16 protein-coding genes are annotated in these 17,687 nt (G+C 52.3%); 5 read left to right on the top strand and 11 right to left on the bottom strand.

Going from position 1 to position 17,687, the window contains the following annotated elements; translation table 11 throughout:
- Nucleotides 1-86: 86 nt before the first annotated feature.
- The 4 genes from KOR42_RS09170 to KOR42_RS09155 form a co-directional block, all read right to left on the bottom strand.
- Nucleotides 87-719 (bottom strand): hypothetical protein, encoded by a 633-nt coding sequence (locus KOR42_RS09170; RefSeq protein ID WP_146509020.1) that lies wholly within the window; start codon nucleotides 717-719, stop codon nucleotides 87-89.
- Nucleotides 720-1,075: 356 nt separating this feature from the next.
- A complete protein-coding gene (locus KOR42_RS09165) occupies nucleotides 1,076-1,954 on the bottom strand; it encodes a fumarylacetoacetate hydrolase family protein (RefSeq protein WP_146509018.1) in 879 nt (292 codons plus the stop codon).
- Complete coding sequence (locus KOR42_RS09160; RefSeq protein ID WP_146509016.1) at nucleotides 1,954-2,949, bottom strand: RluA family pseudouridine synthase; 996 nt, start codon at nucleotides 2,947-2,949, stop codon at nucleotides 1,954-1,956. Before KOR42_RS09160 ends, KOR42_RS09165 begins: the two co-directional genes overlap by 1 nt.
- Nucleotides 2,950-3,010: 61 nt before the next feature.
- Nucleotides 3,011-4,162, bottom strand: a complete 1,152-nt coding sequence (locus tag KOR42_RS09155) for a tetratricopeptide repeat protein (protein WP_146509015.1) — start codon at nucleotides 4,160-4,162, stop codon at nucleotides 3,011-3,013.
- A gap of 644 nt (nucleotides 4,163-4,806) precedes the next feature.
- Here KOR42_RS09155 and KOR42_RS09150 point away from each other — a divergent pair.
- The 5 genes from KOR42_RS09150 to KOR42_RS09130 all read left to right on the top strand — a co-directional run bounded on the left by KOR42_RS09150 (nucleotide 4,807) and on the right by KOR42_RS09130 (nucleotide 10,508).
- Complete coding sequence (locus tag KOR42_RS09150) at nucleotides 4,807-6,423, top strand: CREC-EF hand family protein (RefSeq protein WP_146509013.1); 1,617 nt, start codon at nucleotides 4,807-4,809, stop codon at nucleotides 6,421-6,423.
- A 25-nt stretch (nucleotides 6,424-6,448) separates the two neighbouring features.
- Nucleotides 6,449-6,682 carry a putative signal transducing protein gene (locus KOR42_RS26520; RefSeq protein WP_197441001.1) on the top strand — a complete coding sequence of 78 codons (234 nt, stop codon included), beginning with the start codon at nucleotides 6,449-6,451 and terminating at the stop codon, nucleotides 6,680-6,682.
- A gap of 174 nt (nucleotides 6,683-6,856) precedes the next feature.
- Complete coding sequence (locus tag KOR42_RS09140; protein WP_146509009.1) at nucleotides 6,857-7,480, top strand: hypothetical protein; 624 nt, start codon at nucleotides 6,857-6,859, stop codon at nucleotides 7,478-7,480.
- Nucleotides 7,481-7,596: 116 nt separating this feature from the next.
- On the top strand, nucleotides 7,597-9,951 hold the full coding sequence (locus tag KOR42_RS09135; RefSeq protein ID WP_197441000.1) for a M1 family metallopeptidase: 2,355 nt from the start codon (nucleotides 7,597-7,599) through the stop codon (nucleotides 9,949-9,951).
- Nucleotides 9,951-10,508: a DUF6702 family protein gene (locus KOR42_RS09130; RefSeq protein WP_146509007.1), complete on the top strand. Its 558-nt coding sequence runs from the start codon at nucleotides 9,951-9,953 to the stop codon at nucleotides 10,506-10,508. The genes KOR42_RS09135 and KOR42_RS09130 overlap by 1 nt, the downstream gene beginning before the upstream one ends.
- Nucleotides 10,509-10,560: 52 nt before the next feature.
- On the opposite strand, the gene KOR42_RS09125 is transcribed toward KOR42_RS09130, so the two are convergent.
- From KOR42_RS09125 to KOR42_RS09090, 7 genes are all read right to left on the bottom strand, one after another.
- Entirely contained in the window at nucleotides 10,561-11,289 is a 729-nt protein-coding gene (locus KOR42_RS09125; RefSeq protein WP_197440999.1) for a hypothetical protein, read from the bottom strand.
- A 325-nt stretch (nucleotides 11,290-11,614) separates the two neighbouring features.
- Nucleotides 11,615-12,643, bottom strand: coding sequence for a ThiF family adenylyltransferase (locus tag KOR42_RS09120; RefSeq protein WP_146509003.1), 1,029 nt, complete (start codon nucleotides 12,641-12,643; stop codon nucleotides 11,615-11,617).
- A gap of 81 nt (nucleotides 12,644-12,724) precedes the next feature.
- Complete coding sequence (locus KOR42_RS09115) at nucleotides 12,725-13,531, bottom strand: hypothetical protein (protein ID WP_146509001.1); 807 nt, start codon at nucleotides 13,529-13,531, stop codon at nucleotides 12,725-12,727.
- Between the two features lie 24 nt (nucleotides 13,532-13,555).
- Nucleotides 13,556-15,094, bottom strand: coding sequence for a YifB family Mg chelatase-like AAA ATPase (locus tag KOR42_RS09110; RefSeq protein ID WP_146509000.1), 1,539 nt, complete (start codon nucleotides 15,092-15,094; stop codon nucleotides 13,556-13,558).
- A 171-nt stretch (nucleotides 15,095-15,265) separates the two neighbouring features.
- The gene (locus KOR42_RS09105; RefSeq protein WP_146508997.1) at nucleotides 15,266-15,988 is read right to left on the bottom strand and encodes a YebC/PmpR family DNA-binding transcriptional regulator; all 723 of its coding nucleotides are present in this window, start codon (nucleotides 15,986-15,988) and stop codon (nucleotides 15,266-15,268) included.
- 401 nt (nucleotides 15,989-16,389) lie between these two features.
- On the bottom strand, nucleotides 16,390-16,878 hold the full coding sequence (locus tag KOR42_RS09095; RefSeq protein ID WP_197440998.1) for a YdeI/OmpD-associated family protein: 489 nt from the start codon (nucleotides 16,876-16,878) through the stop codon (nucleotides 16,390-16,392).
- Nucleotides 16,879-17,070: 192 nt separating this feature from the next.
- Nucleotides 17,071-17,463, bottom strand: coding sequence for a hypothetical protein (locus KOR42_RS09090; RefSeq protein WP_146508995.1), 393 nt, complete (start codon nucleotides 17,461-17,463; stop codon nucleotides 17,071-17,073).
- Nucleotides 17,464-17,687 lie beyond the last annotated feature (224 nt).

Here is a 17,687-nt window from a genome sequence, read left to right as displayed (position 1 = left end):
TTGGTTTGCACTCACTCGCATGAGCAAACTCAGCCTTTGACCTGATGAAAGTGTTCAAGCGAGTGCACAGGAAAGAGAAACTTGCTCTAGCGATAGAATCGATTCGCTTGAAGCACGCTTGCTGGTGCTTGTGAAAATTTCGGGCTGTTCTGAGGTGTTCGCGTCGGGTTGTACATTGAGGTCGCATCGGAGCCCGAAGCTGCGGTTCTTTGATGAACCGGTGTCCAATCCTGTGGCGCCGTCGCGGAGTCGAGATAGGGGTTTGGAACGCTCAAAGGTGACCGGTTTTCATATTGAAAATATTGAGTCCCTGTTGATGAGACATCTCCGGTCGGAGCGGTCATTGTTCCATTGCTTGGAACTGTCGGGTACGACGAAGACGGCACAGGAGAAATGACCGGGCTCATCGTCGGTGCGGACATGACTGGTGCTGGTGTGTATGGAACTGTGGCTCCATAGGGAACGACAGGTGTGTACGGCACGACGGGATAAGGTGGGCAGTACGCGGGTGGACCCCATGGGCCGCAAGGAGCGATTGCTCGCAACGGGCACAGGAGCGGACATGGTCGGCAACCCAGGCCGATGCCTCTCAGCGGGCAATGCTTGTGTTTCGGTCGGCATGCGAGCGGGACAGGGCCGCAGTAGGGCGCGGGTGCCATGTATGGCATGGGAGAGACCGAATACTGCGGCATCATCACAGGACCAGCGGGGGCGATCACCTGTGACTGCTGACACTCATTACATCCGCTGGCGGGTGCAGGAAATGGTTGCGCTCTGACCGAACTCGTTGCAAGAAAGAGGAGAGTGAAGCAAGGAGCGATAGTTCTCCAACACATGAATTCAATTCCCAATGACGAGGCACGGACAATGACTCGACTCGTCGCGCGTTCGATTCTCGAACGAGCATCCGGGGACTGACGTGAGTGATCGAGACGGAAATGTTTTCCATCGATCATGCGAGTCCGCAGACTGAGCCGTCTGCTTTGAAGATCGGCAGAATTCGCAAATACAGTCGAATTCCGATCCCAAATCAGACTCACGGCGGCCCAGATGCTGGGGAATTTATCGATTGGGGTCAGTGTGCGGCTGGTCGATCAGATTTGACCACACTGTTCTCCAGCGATCCAATTCCAGCGATGGAAATGGAAATCTCATCTCCATCTTCCAACGTGAAATTGTCGTCGGGGACGATTCCTGTTCCGGTGAGGAGAAAGGCACCGTTCGGGAAGTCATCTTCGCGTCCGAGCCAGTCGGCGAGTTCGTCAAGTTTCCGATGAAGCTGACCCAGATCGGTCTCGCCTTTGAAAACGCTTTCTCCGCCTCGACGGATGATCAATTCAACAGTTGTTGATTTCAAATCGAGTTCGCTATCCGCCAGTCGAACAACCGGGCCGAGCGAACAGCATTGCCGGTAGACTTTGGCCTGCGGAAGATATAGCGGGTTTTCCCCTTCAATGTCTCGGGCGGACATGTCGTTGCCGATGGTGTAGCCGACGATCTTCAATTGAGGGTTCAGGACGAGGGTAAACTCAGGTTCGGGGACCGACCAGTTACTGTCGTATCGGACGCGAACAGCTTCGCCGGGAGAAACGATTCGGTTGGGGGTTGCTTTGAAGAACAACTCCGGGCGATCGGCATCGTAGACGCGATCGTAATGGCTTGCTCCGGTCTCCGATTCTTCCATTCGCGCGACCTGGCTTCGCTTGTAAGTGACTCCTGCCGCCCATGTTTCCTGATTGTCGACGGGAGCGAGAAAGCGAACGCCTTCGAGAGAAATCTCGTCGCCCGATTCTGCGAGAGACTCAGCAAGCTGTGCGGGATTCGGGCTGTTGAGGATATCAGCAAGCGTCGACACTTCTTCCGATTGATTCATCTGAAGAAGCTTTGCCCCGGTATCCGACACGATGGCGACATGAGTTTGACCGTCTGGTGTTTGAATCTTTCCGAGTTTCATCAATGCGGCTTTCGTTGTTCTTGCAAGGTGTTCAAAGTGCGTTGAAAGTCATCCGGAAACGGTGCTTCGAATTCCATGATGGCATCGGTCACCGGGTGGCGAATCTTCAGTCGAAAAGCATGCAGGGCCTGACGTGAAATGAGGGCGGATTCCTCTTCCGAAGTGTCTAGACCGCTCAGTTCTGAGGGCATGAGTGACTCACGTCCGGAATAGAGTCGATCAGCAATAATGGGAGCCTTCAGGTGCTGCAGGTGAACTCTCAACTGGTGCGTGCGTCCAGTTTTGGGGAGTAGTTGAACGTAAACGAAGCGATCGAATCGTTCCAGTACGTTGTACCGAGTCACTGCTTCGCGAGTGTTGTGTCCCGGCGGGCAGACAATCATTTTCTCGCGTGCTTTGGGATGTGTTTTCACATGCGTCGTGACGAGATCGGCGTCACGATCAAGCTTCCCGTAGGCGAGGGCGCGGTACTCTTTTTCGACCGTGCGCTGCTCAAACTGGCGAGTGAGTTGATGGTGAACCTGATTGTTCTTGGCGATAATAATGACGCCGGTCGTGTCTCGGTCGAGGCGATGAACGATTCCCGGTCGAAGTTGCCCCGCGACATCGCTGAGTTGATCAAAGTGGTGCTGGACCGCGGCAGCGAGTGTTCCGGTGAAGTTGGACTTTCCGGGATGAGTAATCAGGTTCGCCTGCTTATTGATGACCGCGATGAACTCGTCTTCGAAAATCACATCCAGAGGAATATCTTCCGGTGTGATTGTGGAATCGGGTTCTTTCGGAAGACAGACTGAGATGCGATCGTTGACTCGCAGTCGGCGCGAAGCCTTGACCGGAAGTCCGTTCACAAGCACGGTTTCCGCAGCGATGGCTTTTTGAAACTGGCCACGACTGTGATTCGGAAAAATCCGGGTCAGGTAATGATCGAGCCGCCATCCATGCGCACGCCCCTCGACGGTGAGCATTTGAGGTTTTGTGGTCGCATCTTCAGTCATGGTCTGTGTCTCAAAGATCGTTAGCGTCGCGAGAACGACTTTAAAACACGATCACGCGGAATTACTCGGATTCGGGGGCTGTTTCTTCGGAGTCGCTGGATGAATCCGATGATGGAGCGGCTTCCGAAGTCGAGTCAGCTTCGCCTTCAGGTGTTGAGGAAGCTTCTTCCGACTCAGGAGCGGACTCTTCAGGTGAACTTTCCGGGGCGGGGTTCGATTCTGAGGAGCTGTCCTCACTGGCTGGTTCAGGACTTGTTGCTTCCGGAGCTGGCGAAGCCGTTTCCGAAGATTCGGTGCCCGATGGCTCCGTACCTGACGAATCAGTGCCTGATGGGAACTCTGGGGCTTCCGGGCTGGCGTCGTCTTCCGGAGTTTCTTCGGCTGGCATTTCTTCAGGGACGGTGTTGGTGTTCTCGGGACCGACTCCGAGTGGTTGAACAGGTTCTCCGACCTCGTCGCTGTCAGGAATCAGCAAATCAAGCTCTTCCGCGCCCGGGATTGTTCCTTGATTGGTGAGATCGCTGGGGAGGCGACGGTCGTCCGGTTCAGGATTCTGCTTTCGGAACCAGGCGTAAAATTCCGCTGCGGACCTCTTTTTGAGGTCTTTAATGCGTTGCGTGGCCCATGCGACGTGTTGCGACCCGGGATAGGTGTCGATCAGCCGCTGATACTGTTCAATTGCCTGATTCAAGTCATCCCCAGAGAGAACTTCGAGGGCTGTTGCGAGGCCGTAAATGGCGTCTGCTTTGGCTTCGTCTGTGGCGTGTGGATGATCAAGGACTTGAGAAAATGCGTCTTTGGCTTGTGAGAGGCTTTTGTCACTGCTCTCGCGATTAGTAAGAGCGGTATTCAGACCTTCTCGCAAATGTCCGCGACCGCTTTCGAGCATTGCCCACGCGCCGACCTGCGAACTGGAGAATGTCGAAGCAACTTTCTCGTATTCCGCAGGAGTTGTTGCTTTCACGAACTGTTGCCACGCAGCCCCCTGACTCGCGTCTGACGAGCGAACCCAGTAAATGGCGATCGCAGCGACAACAGCGAGCGCGATGGCTCCAATCAGGATTTGATTGGAATACGGCTCAATTTTCTTGCCGGCAGCCTTCAGCCACTTTTCGAGTTCAGTCGTCTCTGCTTCGTGGTGAAAATGGAAATCCGGATCTTGAGGAGGATTCTCGGAAGTGACTGTGGCAGTTGTCTGTTTTTCTTCGCTCATGACGGTCCGTCGATCAGGCGTGTCAGAAATTCTTCCGTGAAAGAATTTATCGTTGTCAGAATCGCATTCATGTGAAATCAAAGAGTCGATTGACTCAAACTGCTAGTATAAAGACGTTTGGGAAAATCGGTCAAGCTGCGGTCCTCTTTCTCGTTGCAACGAGCAGGGAATTTGTACTCGCAGTCCCGGAATTGGTTCCTCAGATTGGTGTGAATTTCTCCTTTTGGTCGACGAATTGCATGCTGAGAGCGACAATGACATCAGTCAACTTTGCAGCAAGCGTCAGCTGAAGAAATTCGGTCCCGCTGCGTGAATCATTGAGTTTTTGCGAGATTCATCCAACGAATAGGCAGTCTCGGCCAACAGGTCGTGACGTTCTATCCGTAATGTTTCTTTGCAAGACGGGAGTTGTCGCATCAGAAAAGAAGCTTTGCGACGGAATCTCCAAGAACTGCGACGGACTTCGCGAGCAGCCAGTTCAGTGAGCATGCAAAGTGAGCACGCAGAGTGAGCACGCAGGGTGTTGATCTCAGCCTTTTCGACGTTCTTCCCTGAAATTCGGGAAACGTTGTGCTGAGAACTTCCCTTTCAATGTTTAATCCACCGATTGAAACATCGTCCCAGATTGTCGGGAGAATTCGACCATGATTGACAGAGCTTTCAAGGCGAGTTGGTCTGCAATCAGGAGGCGAATCGCCGTTCCCTGTGGCGGATTGGTGTTTGTTCTCTTCTTCGCTTCGCTCGCGATCGGTCAGAAGCGGGAAGAAGCAGCCCGGCTTGTTTTTCTCAGCCCGACGCGACCGGTGATTATCGAAGCGGAATTCCAAACCGGGCGATTCAGCATAGACGAAATGCGTCGTCAGTATGCGGTCGAAGTCTTCAGGCAACTCGATACCGACGAAGACGGGGTTCTCAACGATACCGAAGCTCAGCAGATTCCTGTCTCCGGGAGGCTGCGAAAAGGGGCACTGCGACTCGAAGAGAAATGGACTCAGGTCGACATCGCCCCGGAAGACGGAAAAATCTCCCAGGAAGAGTTCAGCACGTTCCTTCAGACAGCACTGGGCCCGCCGCTCTCCATTGAAAGGAAAGCGAATCTTGCTCAATCCGTGAGGCTCTATGATGACCTCGATTTGAACTCGGATGGGAGAATCGACGGAGATGAGGTCACTCAGGGATTGGAGATCCTGAAAGCTCTGGACTTCGACGACGACGAAACGTTGAGCGTCGCAGAATTGCAGCCGTTTCCGCTCTCAGTCATTCAGGCTCAACAAGAATCGACCACAAACAATTCCCCGATTGCACTGCATTTCATTCGCGACCAGTCGGAAGTCGAAGCGACGGTTCGCGCTCTACCGGAGTTCTATGGGCTCAGTGATGTCGTCCCGGCAACAATGTTTCCCACACTGTCAGACCGCGAATTCGAACGGTTCGACTTCAACAGCGACGGGAATTGGGATTCCGTTGAGATTCGCAAGTTTCTGGAATTCGCACCGGCTGATTATGTGATGAAGGTCTCGCTTTCTCCTCCTCGGGTTGAAGTCGTCAAAGGAGAATCGGACGGAACGACACGTCCTGTGATCGATGCTGGCGGAGTTCAAGTGAAATGGCAGGCTCGAAGCAATGTTCATCAACGCTTTGACGCCACGCGGCTTTACCTTGTGCGATTCATCATGTCTGACAATGACAAGAACGGCTACCTGTCTGAAGCAGAGTATTTCGGGCTGCAAGCGAATGTTCCATTTGACGAAGTCGATCTCGATGGAAACGAACAGGTCACGCGTGACGAGATCAAATTCTTCTTCTCGATGGATGGACTAGCGGAGCAGGGGCGGCTCGTTCTGACACTCTTCGAGTCGACACAGAATTTATTTGATATACTCGATGTGAACGCGGACCGGCGTTTGAATACGCGAGAGTTCGTTGAAGGCGAGGAGCGCCTTCTGGCATTCGACATGAATCAGGACGGAGCACTCCTCAAGGATGAGTTTCGAACAGAGTTTGATGTGACGTTCAGTCAGCCGGAAATATTGGAACGGAATCCCGCGAACAATCAAATGGAACAGTCCCGTCAAGGTCGGATTGTGAATGATTCGTCGGGGCCGGTCTGGTTTCGTCGAATGGATGATAACCTTGACGGAGAAATTTCCTGGCGTGAGTTCCTGGGAGGCCGAGAGAAGTTTGACGAACTCGATCAAAATGGCGATAACTTCCTGGAACTTTCCGAAGCTGAAGCTGCGGAGTCACTTCGACAGCAATGAAATCGACAGAGAAAGAGACACACCGATGTCCGAAGATTCCCTCATCCCTATTTATACAACCACCAATCTCGCAAAGGCGGAAGTAATTCGCGCTGCTCTGGAGGGAGAAGGGATTCGGTGTGAGATCGAGAATGAGCATCAGGGTGGTTTCACCGGAGTCACTGCCGTTCGCCTTTTCGTTTTGCAAAAAGACTCGGAGCGCGCCGTTCAATTTATCGATGTGCATTCTGAGGGAGACGAAACGATCGATCCGGCCTGATTTTTCCGGAAGCGGAACGCACTAAAAATCTTAAGCGGAGAGAATTCCAGTCGATTTGATTTCGATCTTTCGATCTTTCGAAGGATCGAATATCGATCTCGACTGGACTTCGCTGGTCCGGCGCCGGGACACCCGCATTCACGCCGATTGAATCGAGTTGATGGTCGAAGAATTATGGACCGCAAGAAAACTCCGCGAGAATTCTATTCAGAGTTCACCGAGAAACCGTTCACTCAGTGCATCGACTGCGGGCAAGAATTCTGCGACACGCATGATCTGTTCACCGTCCTGAAGAGCATTGTGGGCGGAGAAACAGTCTTTGAAATGGCGATCTGCATTTACTGTGCACTCCAGATGCGGAGTCGCTATTCCGAAGAGACGACGCAGAATCTTCGAGACTTCTTCGAGAAGCAGGGATTAAACCGAGAAGGCGCCGAGAATTCAGAAACGGACGTCCCTCAGCAGCCAGTGGAAGACGACTCGCTCTCAGAAAGTCAGCCATCCTCGAATCCCCTTGACGGAATTGAGCAGTGCACATTCTGCAGTAAACTGCGAAGCGATTGCCACCGGTACGAAATTGTCGGGCTGTTCATCGACAATGATCTTCTCGTTGATCTTTCCAACGATGGGCTGGCGGGGGGCTCACCGATGATGCTTTGCGATGAATGCAACGCGAAAATGTCGGAGCTTGTCTCGAAGAAAACACGCGATGAATGGGACCGATTCGTCGAAGAACACTTCGATGGTCCTCCCGGAGTCGAAGTCGACGGACCGAGCGTCGAGCCCATCTTCTTTTAAACTTCTTAAAAGTTGCGTGCGCATCGCGTAGACACTCATCTTTTCGACTCGCCATAATTCACAGGCAGACTTTTGATTGTAAGCACCTGTGAATTCTTTGAGTTGATGAGACAATAATGCGATTTAGTGCCTGCATGCTGACGACGTTGCTCCTCTTTGTGGTGACAAGTAACTGTGAGTCTCAAGTCACGAATCGGAAGTACAACCAGGTCGATTCGTTTCGGCAACTTGATGAAGTTCTGCCGACTCCGACTGAGACACGCCTGGGATCAGGAGCTCCTGGGCCACAGTACTGGCAACAGCGAGCCAATTACGTCATCGACGTTCAGTTGGATGACGAGAAGAAGACGATCACCGGTGCCGAAGAAGTTACGTACTACAACTACTCGCCGCACCCTCTGTCTTACTTGTGGATGCAACTCGACGCGAACATTTTCTCTCCCGATTCCGATGCCTCTCTCACAGCGACGGCTCCATCGCTGAATCGGCTCTCAACGGGGGCTCTTCAACGCATCCGCGCGAGGGAAACATTTGATGGAACCATGACCATCACTGATCTCGTCGACGCTCAAGGGCAGGATCTCGATCATCAGATCGTGAAAACCATGATGCGCATCGACCTTCCTCAACCACTTGCGCCGAAAGAGTCGGTGACGTTCACCGTCCGTTGGAACTACGAGATGAACAACAGCGATCTTATCGGAGGTCGCACCGGATACGAGTTCTTCGAGAAAGATCAAAACAACATCTACGAAGTCGCACACTGGTATCCGCGACTTGTCGCTTACACGGACTACACAGGCTGGCAGCACAAGCAGTTCCTGGGACGCGGAGAATTCACGCTCGAACTCGGGGACTTCCTGATCAGGATTACAGTTCCTGATGATCACGTCGTCGCTGCCTCCGGTGTGCTTCAGAACTCGGCGGACGTGCTTACAGAGAAACAGCGAGAACGTCTGGAGAAAGCCAAAACGGCGAAGTCCCCGGTCTTCATCATCACTCCGGAGGAAGCGAAGGAGAACGAAAAGTCCAAGCCCGAAGGTCAGAAGACCTGGATCTTTAAAGCTGACAACGTGCGTGATGTTGCTTTCGCGTCGTCTCGGAAGTTTATCTGGGATGCCATGCACCACAGCGTGGACGGGCATTCGGTCATGGCGATGTCTTACTATCCCAACGAAGCCGAACCGTTGTGGAGTAAATATTCCACGCAGTCGATCATTCATACTCTCGACGTCTACTCCCGGTACACCTTTTCTTATCCGTACCCGGTGGCGATTTCCGTTAACGGTCCGGTCTATGGGATGGAGTATCCCATGATCTGTTTCAACGGGCCGCGTCCTGAAGAAGACGGAACGTATTCGGAGCGAACGAAGTACGGCTTGATCTCGGTCATCATTCACGAAGTCGGGCACAATTACTTCCCGATGATCGTCAACAGCGATGAGCGGCAATGGACATGGATGGACGAAGGCATCAATACCTTCCTTCAGTATCTTACAGAACAGGAATGGGAGGACGATTACCCGTCGCGTCGCGGGGTGCCTGAGTTGATTGTGCCGTACATGCGAAGCCACAATCAGGTGCCGATCATGACGAATTCGGAATCGATCCTTGAATTCGGAAACAATGCCTACGCCAAGCCAGCGACAGCACTCACGATTCTTCGCGAAACAATTTTGGGCCGCGAACTTTTCGACTTCGCATTCAAGGAATACGCCCAACGATGGAAGTTCAAGCGGCCGACGCCTTCTGATTTCTTTCGAACAATGGAAGATGCTTCCGGAGTGGATCTCGACTGGTTTTGGCGCGGATGGTTTTACACAACCGACCATACTGACATCGCGATCAGCGACGTTCACCTCTTCACCCTCGAGTCACCCGATCCTGAAGTCACCAAGCCTCTGAAGAAAAAAGAACGCGACGAAAAACCGGAATCCATTTCCGACCAGCGAAACAAAGATCTCCCCAAGCGGGCTGATCGATATCCGATTCTGAAAGACTTTTACAACGACTTCGACGAGTTGGACATTACCGAAGCGGACCGCAAAGCCTATCAACGATTCTTGAAATCACTCGACGACGATGAACGCGAACTTCTTGAAGAGCGGCGGAACTTTTATGTGTTCGACTTCGAAAACCTCGGAGGGCTTGTGATGCCAATTCTTCTGAAGATCGATTTCGAGGACGAGTCGTCTCAGGAGTTGCGAATTCCGGCGGAAATCTGGAGGCGGAACAATCAACGCGTCTCGAAGATGTTCATTACGGACAAGACAATTGAGTCGATCACAATTGATCCTCATTTGGAAACTGCCGACACCGATAAAGACAACAACTATTGGCCTCGACGGATCACAAAGTCTCGATTCCAACTCTTCAAAGAGAGTAAGAGCAAGAATCCGATGCAGAAAGCAAAAGACGCCGAAAAAGAGAAAGAGGACAAGAAGGACGACGACAAGAAGGAAGACGAGTGATGAACCGCTTCTGGATCTTGGGAGTCGTTGTGACGTGCTGGCTGGTTCTGGGGAATCAAGCCGATGCGCATCCTTTCCATTCGAGCCATGCGGAAATGGAATGGAACGAAGAGTCCGCATGCTTCGAGGTTTCGGTACGTGTGGCTTCCATTGACCTCGAAAAAGTCCTGCGGAAGCGGACAGGTCGAATTGTTCGAATCGATGATCCCTCCGCGTCAAAGAAAATCTTCGAGTACGTGAGTGAAACGTTCGAAGTCACTGCTGGAGGAAAGAAGCTCGCATTTCAATCCGTCGGAATCGATAGCGATGTGCGTCACACGTGGATCTATTTCGAACTGAAGCCATTGATGGGACGTGATGATCTTCTGGTTGAAAACAAGCTCTTGCTTGAGATGCACGATCAAGTGAACTCGGTGACGATTTTACAGCCCGGAGAAAAGCAGACCTTCAATTTCACGGCCGAAACAGATCAGAAGAAGCTGCTTTGGGACGCCAAGGAAAAGTCGTATCGCTGGGGATCGCAAGCCGCGAAAGATGAATCTCGCAGCCCGAGCTAGAGTTTTTTCGGATTGGATTTTCACTCACTCGCACGGGAAAGAGCAAGTTGCTTTAGTCTGAAGTTTTCAGACGCTCACTGAGTCGGGATTTGAAGTCGGCGATGATGCCTTCGGGGTCGTCTTCGAATGCTTGTTTGCATCCGGTACAGCAGACGTAATACGTCTCTCCGTTGTGTGTTACCGCAGTCTGTGCCGTTCCGCCGGTGACCACGCACTCACGCATGCCGCCTCCGGGGATGGCGAGACGTGTTCCGGCCCGTGTGTTGCCAACTTCCGCGATCCGGAAAAAACTTGAACCGCTCGGTGACGTTTTCTCATGGAGCACAAGTAGACGTTTTTCGTTGAGTGGAGTCAGGGTGATTCGATATCGAATTCCATCATCATCCGGTTTGGAAATCACCACCAGTTTTCCCTCGTCCCAGTCGCCGCGATAGGTTCTCTTTGTTCCATCCGGTTGCAGCAGTTGAAGCGAGAACTTTTCGGTGCGCGACCATGTGATCGAGGCGGAAGTGGTCAGCTTTCCGTCGTTGACGATGTATCGAATGGCCGGCGATTCGCTGCTGAAGTCCCACTCAAACTGGCCCGATTGTCGCCACGCTCCAGAATTCGATCCGCGTCGAAGTTGTCCCGTCCCACGCCACTCTCCAATCATTTCGTTCAGTGATTCGAGCGCCTTTTTGGAGGCAGTTTGCGAGGAAGCGTTCTGCTCAACCGCAGCACAGATCGAAAATCCCAGTCCGATCGAGAAGATTGCGAGAAGTGTTCTTTGATACGGATTCATAACTTCATTCCTCGATGGGTTCACAATGCTTCTCGGCAGAGTTGTTTTCAACACTTGAGCGAACGATTCGGGCCGCCAAATCTCGTCCAACATGGAATTTCTTGTAGTGATCGCGCACGAATGACTCGATTCGAACGACAAGAATGGACTGCTTCCAGAAATCCGTACATTGTGATCATGTTCGCTGACAAGTTGACGAAGTGCTCAGACCATCTTCTCGGGGGGCCACCGTTCATACGCAATTCATAGTTGGATTGATGGCACCGTGTGACATTTTTCACTCTCAGCGGATGCGTGCGATCGAAGCTGTGAATCGACACCGTAATCACTGACCAATGTAACGCGTGTAAATTGCGCGGGCTTCGACGAGATCTTCAGTTCCGCTGATGATTGCTCGTCCGTTCTGGAAAATCGTCAATTCATGATCCGAACTGCTGGGCTTGAAAATTAAGAGAAAGGAATTGTTTCGCACCGAACCCTGGCTTGCGAGCCTCTTCTCAAGTTCAGAGAACGCGAGCCGCATTTCGGTCGACGGAGTGAACTGCACGGCATTTCGTCCACACAATACGGTTGAGTGTGATCCGCGGTCTCCTCGCAGCCAGACGCGATCTTTGCCGGAACAACAGGGACAAGTTTTCGCCTGATTCAATTGGCTCGTGTCCAGTTTTCGAAGAGACCCGTCCCAAACATCGACAATCGTCAATGACCGCGAAATCTGTTCCGGCTGTCCGGTCAGATACTTGATCGCTTCCACAACCTGAAGCGATGCAACCACTTGAATGGCCGAAGCAAGGACTCCAGCGGTGTCGCAGGTTTCGGCCGATCCCGGATCGGGAATCTCTGGCATTAAACATCTGAGGCAGGGAGTTTCACCGGGCAGAATTGTCATGACTTGCCCATGGCTCCCGACGCACCCTGCGTGAACCCAGGGAATCGACGACTCAACTGACGCGTCATTGATCAGGAATCGAATTTCGAAGTTGTCTGTTCCGTCGAGAATGAGGTCCGCGTCTTTGATCAGTTCCAGAATGTTTCCGCAGTGAACATCGGCGACGATCGCTTCGATTTCGATCTCGCTGTTGATCTCACTCAATTTTCTCTGCGCAGCGACGGCTTTGGGAAGTCGTTGCTGAACATCCTTTTCGTCGTAGAGAACCTGCCGTTGAAGATTGGACAGGTCGACGAAATCACGGTCGACAATCCGGAGATGCCCCACTCCGGCACGTGCCAGCGTTTGAGCGATGACGGAACCAAGAGCCCCGCAACCGATGACAGCGACGCGGCTTTCAAGAAGCCGTTTCTGGCCTTCTTCTCCGACTCCGTGGAATAGAATCTGTTTTTGGTAGCGATCCATTGTCTGTACTGTTTGCTCGAAACGGAAGTCGAGGTTCTTTGATCAACAGAGATGGCCGAGTTGTCTGCGGCGATGTGAAAATCAGTAGAGCCACAAGCTTGTCGAGTCGTTCCATTCGTATGCGGGTTGAGGTTGGATCTGCCGGAGCCAGAACAGACTTCGGTCAGAGGGGCGTTGTGTCCAGACTCCCAGATAATCACCGATTGATGCCGGCTGGGCTGTGATTGCGTCGCCGATCTCCCAAGCTTGAAGGACTTCGGACCACGCAGCAACTCGGGACGCGCGAGAAATATGAATCGGGTCCACTCCATACCAGTCCACAAGCGGCGAAATCGACAACGCACTGACTTGGTTTGCAGCGGTCAAAACATGTTCATCGACCTGAGTAATGTCGGCAAGCATCTTTGACCATGGAGGCGTCGGCCCCGGGAAAAAAGTGTTCTTGGCTACGAAGTATTGCCACTCACTCAAGAGATTCAGTCGTTCCAGCGGCGGGCGAAGAAAAACCGTTCGGGCACCGTGATTCTGTAATCGATGGAGACACTCACCGACGGAATCAACGATCGAGGACGGAGTCGCTCCATACATCAAATCGCAACCCAGATCGGTGACGAGGGCGTAAGTCTGTTTGGCTGGCGGAAGTTGATTCAGATCGTCCCAAAGCTCACACGATCGAATTCCGGGAAGTCCCCGGATGATCACGTAGCTCCAGTTCAAATACGATCGACCGTGCCCATGGGCGGCGAGGATTTCGATTCGTTGATCGGGAAGCGCTGCTCTCAGTGAGCGCGTGAGCAGCGGAAGTCCAAGTGTCAGATTGCTGGCTCCGAGAAGGACGAAACGATGGTCCGGCGGAACCTTGGCGGACAGTTGGCTCGCGGAAATCATGGCATCGACCTCATCTCTTTTCAGTCACTGCGTCCAATAGTTTCGGTCAAGAGTTCGGTAGTTAATGGCTTCCGTCAAGTGGTGAGCATCAATGAGGCCGGAAGAATCGAGGTCAGCGATTGTCCGTCCAACGCGTAGGATTTTGTCATGCGCTCTGGCAGACAGTCCCATCTCTTCCATCGCCATTTTCAAGAGTTCTTCAGCAGCGGGTGCGAGTTTGCAGTGTTTGCGTAATTCACGCGGCGACATTGTTCCATTCAGCATCGCTTCTCCACCCTGAAAGCGACGCCTTTGAATCTCTCTTGCGTGTTCGACGGCGTCTTTCATCTCCTTGCTGTCGGTTCCGGACTGGCTGTCCGACAGTTCACGAAACGGAACAGGAGGAACTTCGATGTGAATATCAATCCGGTCGAGCAGCGGGCCACTGATCCGCGACAGATACCGTTCAATCTGCATTGGGGTGCAGTTGCATTGACGTTTGGGATCGCCCCGGTAGCCGCAGGGGCAGGGGTTCATGGCTGCGACGAGCATTAGGTTCGCCGGGAAGGTCATGCTTCCGATGGCACGTGAGATCGTCACACGGTTTTCTTCGAGCGGTTGCCGCATCACTTCAAGAGTGTTTCGATTGAATTCCGGAAGCTCATCGAGAAAGAGAACCCCGTGATGGGCAAGGCTGATTTCTCCCGGAGTGGGAGTGCTTCCTCCACCGACAAGACCAGCCTGGCTGATGGTATGATGCGGGGATCGAAATGGCCGTTGGAGAAGCAATGCCTGCCCGTCATCGAGCCGGCCGACTGCGCTGTAAATCCGCGTTGTCTCGAGACTCTCTTCCGGAGACAGCGATGGCATCACCGTTGCCAGTCGTCGGGCGAGCAGTGTCTTTCCGGTTCCGGGGGATCCGATCATCAACAAGTGATGACGTCCTGCACAGGCAACCGTGACCGCACGCTTCGCCAGTTCCTGGCCTTTCACATCGGAGTAGTCGACTGGATATTGACCGAATTTGTCGACGGCGTTTTCCCATGAAAACTGCATCGGGTCGATCTGCAGCTGCCCTGTCAGGAATCCGACAGCTTCCGTCAGGGTACTGACCGGAATGATTTCGACTCCTTCGACGACGGCCGCTTCTTTGGAGTTTTCGACCGGGACGATCAATCCCCGCTTGCCACTTTCTCTCGCTTGCAAAGCCATGGAAAGCGTTCCACGGATTTTGCGAACGGAGCCGTCGAGAGCCAACTCGCCGACAACGCAGTAATCCTCCAGTTGTTCTGACTGAAGTTGAGAACTCGCAGCAAGCATTCCTAACGCGATCGGCAAGTCGAACGACGACGCTTCCTTCGGGAAGTCAGCAGGAGACAAGTTGATCATAACTCGATCGACCGGTCGGGAGTACCCGCTATTGGCGAGGGCTCTCTCGATTCGATGAGTGCTTTCCTTGACAGCTGCTTCTGCCAGACCGACGAGAATTGTTTTCGGGAGCGAAGCTGGTGAGATATCAACTTCAACTTCGACAGCTCGCGCATCGATTCCAAAAATCGAATAGGTCAACAACTTCGCGAGCATGATCGGATTCGTTTTCTGTCACGTCAGAAAGAAGAGGCGGATGAGGCCTTCAATATTGAACGTTTAGTGAACAGAATAACACTGTCGCTGAGATGCCGCAATGTTGTTCAGTCACTGTGCCGTCGCGTGTTCTCTTCTTGTTCAGTTCGTTCTCTGCTTCTCAATCAGTCTTTACTCCGGAATGATCGCATTGTGGTACACGTCTTGAACATCTCCGCAGTCTTCCAGCAGCTCCATCAGTTTCTCAAACCCTGGGATATCCTCTTCCTCGAGAGTGACGTTGGATTGAGGAACGAAGGTAATTTCCAGGACTTCTGGTTCGATCTCCGGGAACGATTTCTGAAACGCCTGCGAGAGGTTGTTGAACTCGGAAGCTGGTGCGAAGAGCGTGACTCGACCGTTTTCGCACTCGACATCCTCAACATCGACGCCTGCTTCCAACATCGCTTCCAGGACTTCGTCGTCATTCTCTCCCGGAAAAGAAAGAACGGCCAGATGGTCGAAGAAGCAAACGACAGAACCCGAAGCACCGAGTTTGGCGTTTGCTCGCGTGAAGCAGTTGCGGACGTCGGTGATTGTCCGGTTGGGATTGTCTGTCAAGCAGTCGACGATGATGGAAGAGCCACCCGGCCCGTAGCCTTCGTAGCGTGAGGGAGTGTAATCTTCGCCGCCGACACCTTTTGCTTTTTCAATCGCTTTTTCAATGACGTGAGCAGGGACCTGTTCTCTCTTGGCCTTTTCGATGAGGTTCTTCAGCGAGGGGTTTGCTTCCGGATCGGCCACTCCGTTTTTGGCACACACGTACAGTTGTTTTCCGTACTTTGAGTACAACTTCGATTTTTGCGCTGCGGTCTTGGCGATCGAGTGCTTCCGGTTTTCGAAACTTCGTCCCATAATTGATTTCAGTTTGCTGTAATGTTTGCGAAGCCAGGAGTTCTGTACGGCCGCCTACGATAGCGAATTTCGGCCAGTCAGGCGAGAATTCTCGCAACGAGAAGACGATTGATCAATAGTAGTGGCCCATCTCGGATTCTTCCGCCACCCAGAAAGATTTCCCAGCTTCATGGAATCCTGCCGAGAACGGAATTTCTTTCAGCAAGGGCGAATGGTCCCTGATCGACGAGCTGTGACCGAGGAGAGTTCTTTCAGCGGATCGATTTGTGCGAACCGTCGCACGACGGCATTTTCTGAGAGAGACCGCATGTGCAGTCGTTCAGTCCTTACCCTTCGAGAATTCGCGCAGCGGACTTCTCAACTCGCGAGACTCGGGTCTTCGCTTGTTTGGCTGAGGAGAATTACAAGGCGTAAGCGCGCTGCCTCCCGGGTGTCAGACCGTCGAATGCCTGCTTCAATTCCGAGTTGTCATCGAAGACAGCTTGAACTTCGGCAGGCAAATCGACTTCTGCTTCTTTCTTGAAGTCGAACTTCAAGCCCGACTCTTCAACAGCCACAGCTTCCTTGATGTACTCGATCAAGACAGGCTCGATATCGATAATCTCTCCAACATTCGAAAAGCGAATGACCCGAGCGGATCGTGTGTTTTCGCCAGGTTTGGAGAGGATGTTCTGAGCATCTTTTAACAGTGCGCCCTTGAAGAAACTCAACACACAGGAATCTTTCAAAGCACAGATCGACACAACATTCGCGTTCTGGTGACAGTAAACGGGAATCCGCCACTTGAACTCTTCCGACAAGTTACAACTCAGAACGATTCGTCGCAGTTCCGTCAATTCTGTCTTCCAACTCGTCGCGTTTGAGAGGTATGTATCGACTTCTGAATCCATGGTGGTTCTCGAATTATTTCCAAGTCAAACTGTCCATGACGAATTGCGTCTTCGGAATCTGAACTCAAATTGCGTTTTATCGAGAACACACCTGAAGTTAAAGTGCCCGATTTTCTTCACAGAGCAAATGCAAAAGAGATGCGATGAATGAACACTCGGGATGTACAGGATCGCAAGAAGGATTCACGTGATCTACTCGATCACACCTCCGGTGATCAGGGCATCGATGCGTTCTTGAATCTTCGGGTTGTCGCTTTGATTTCGCAAATCTTCGAGCGTGAGGACAAGCTCACTCTCTAAACCGAGCTTCCCAACAACAACCCACTCTGGGCGAATGATATTCAGAATCTCAAGCATGGTTTCATCGGGCACTTCGAGGCCTACGAGCAGACTATTGAATGCGAACGGGAGTGCGCTTTCCGAAGTTCGGACTTCGCCAATTTGATCAACGATTCGCTTTAGCCGGTCGAGTCGTCGATCGTCATAGCGGGTCTTCTCCAAGCCCCCGCGAAATCCCCAAATCCATTTGTAAAGTCCTGTGACGTTCTGTACGCGATTCTCGGCATCGAGATAAACAACAAACATCACTGGAGACTGGTTATCTGTGGTTAAATAGCTCTTGGCTGTCGAGTCGTAGATCTGAGGTTGAAAACCAATTGCATTGTTGAAAACATCTCTGGAATCTGAGATGAGAATGCGCTAAAATCTGGTGATGAGTGATTCCCCACGAACGAATGTGTTGTTGGAAGTGGCAAAGCTGTCGCTTCGGATTGGACGCAAGTATGTCGAGCCGTATTCGCATGCGAAGA

It is taken from the genome of Thalassoglobus neptunius, from assembly GCF_007859735.1.
Classification (GTDB): domain Bacteria; phylum Planctomycetota; class Planctomycetia; order Planctomycetales; family Planctomycetaceae; genus Thalassoglobus; species Thalassoglobus neptunius.
This window is presented reverse-complemented; position numbering and strand designations above follow the sequence as displayed.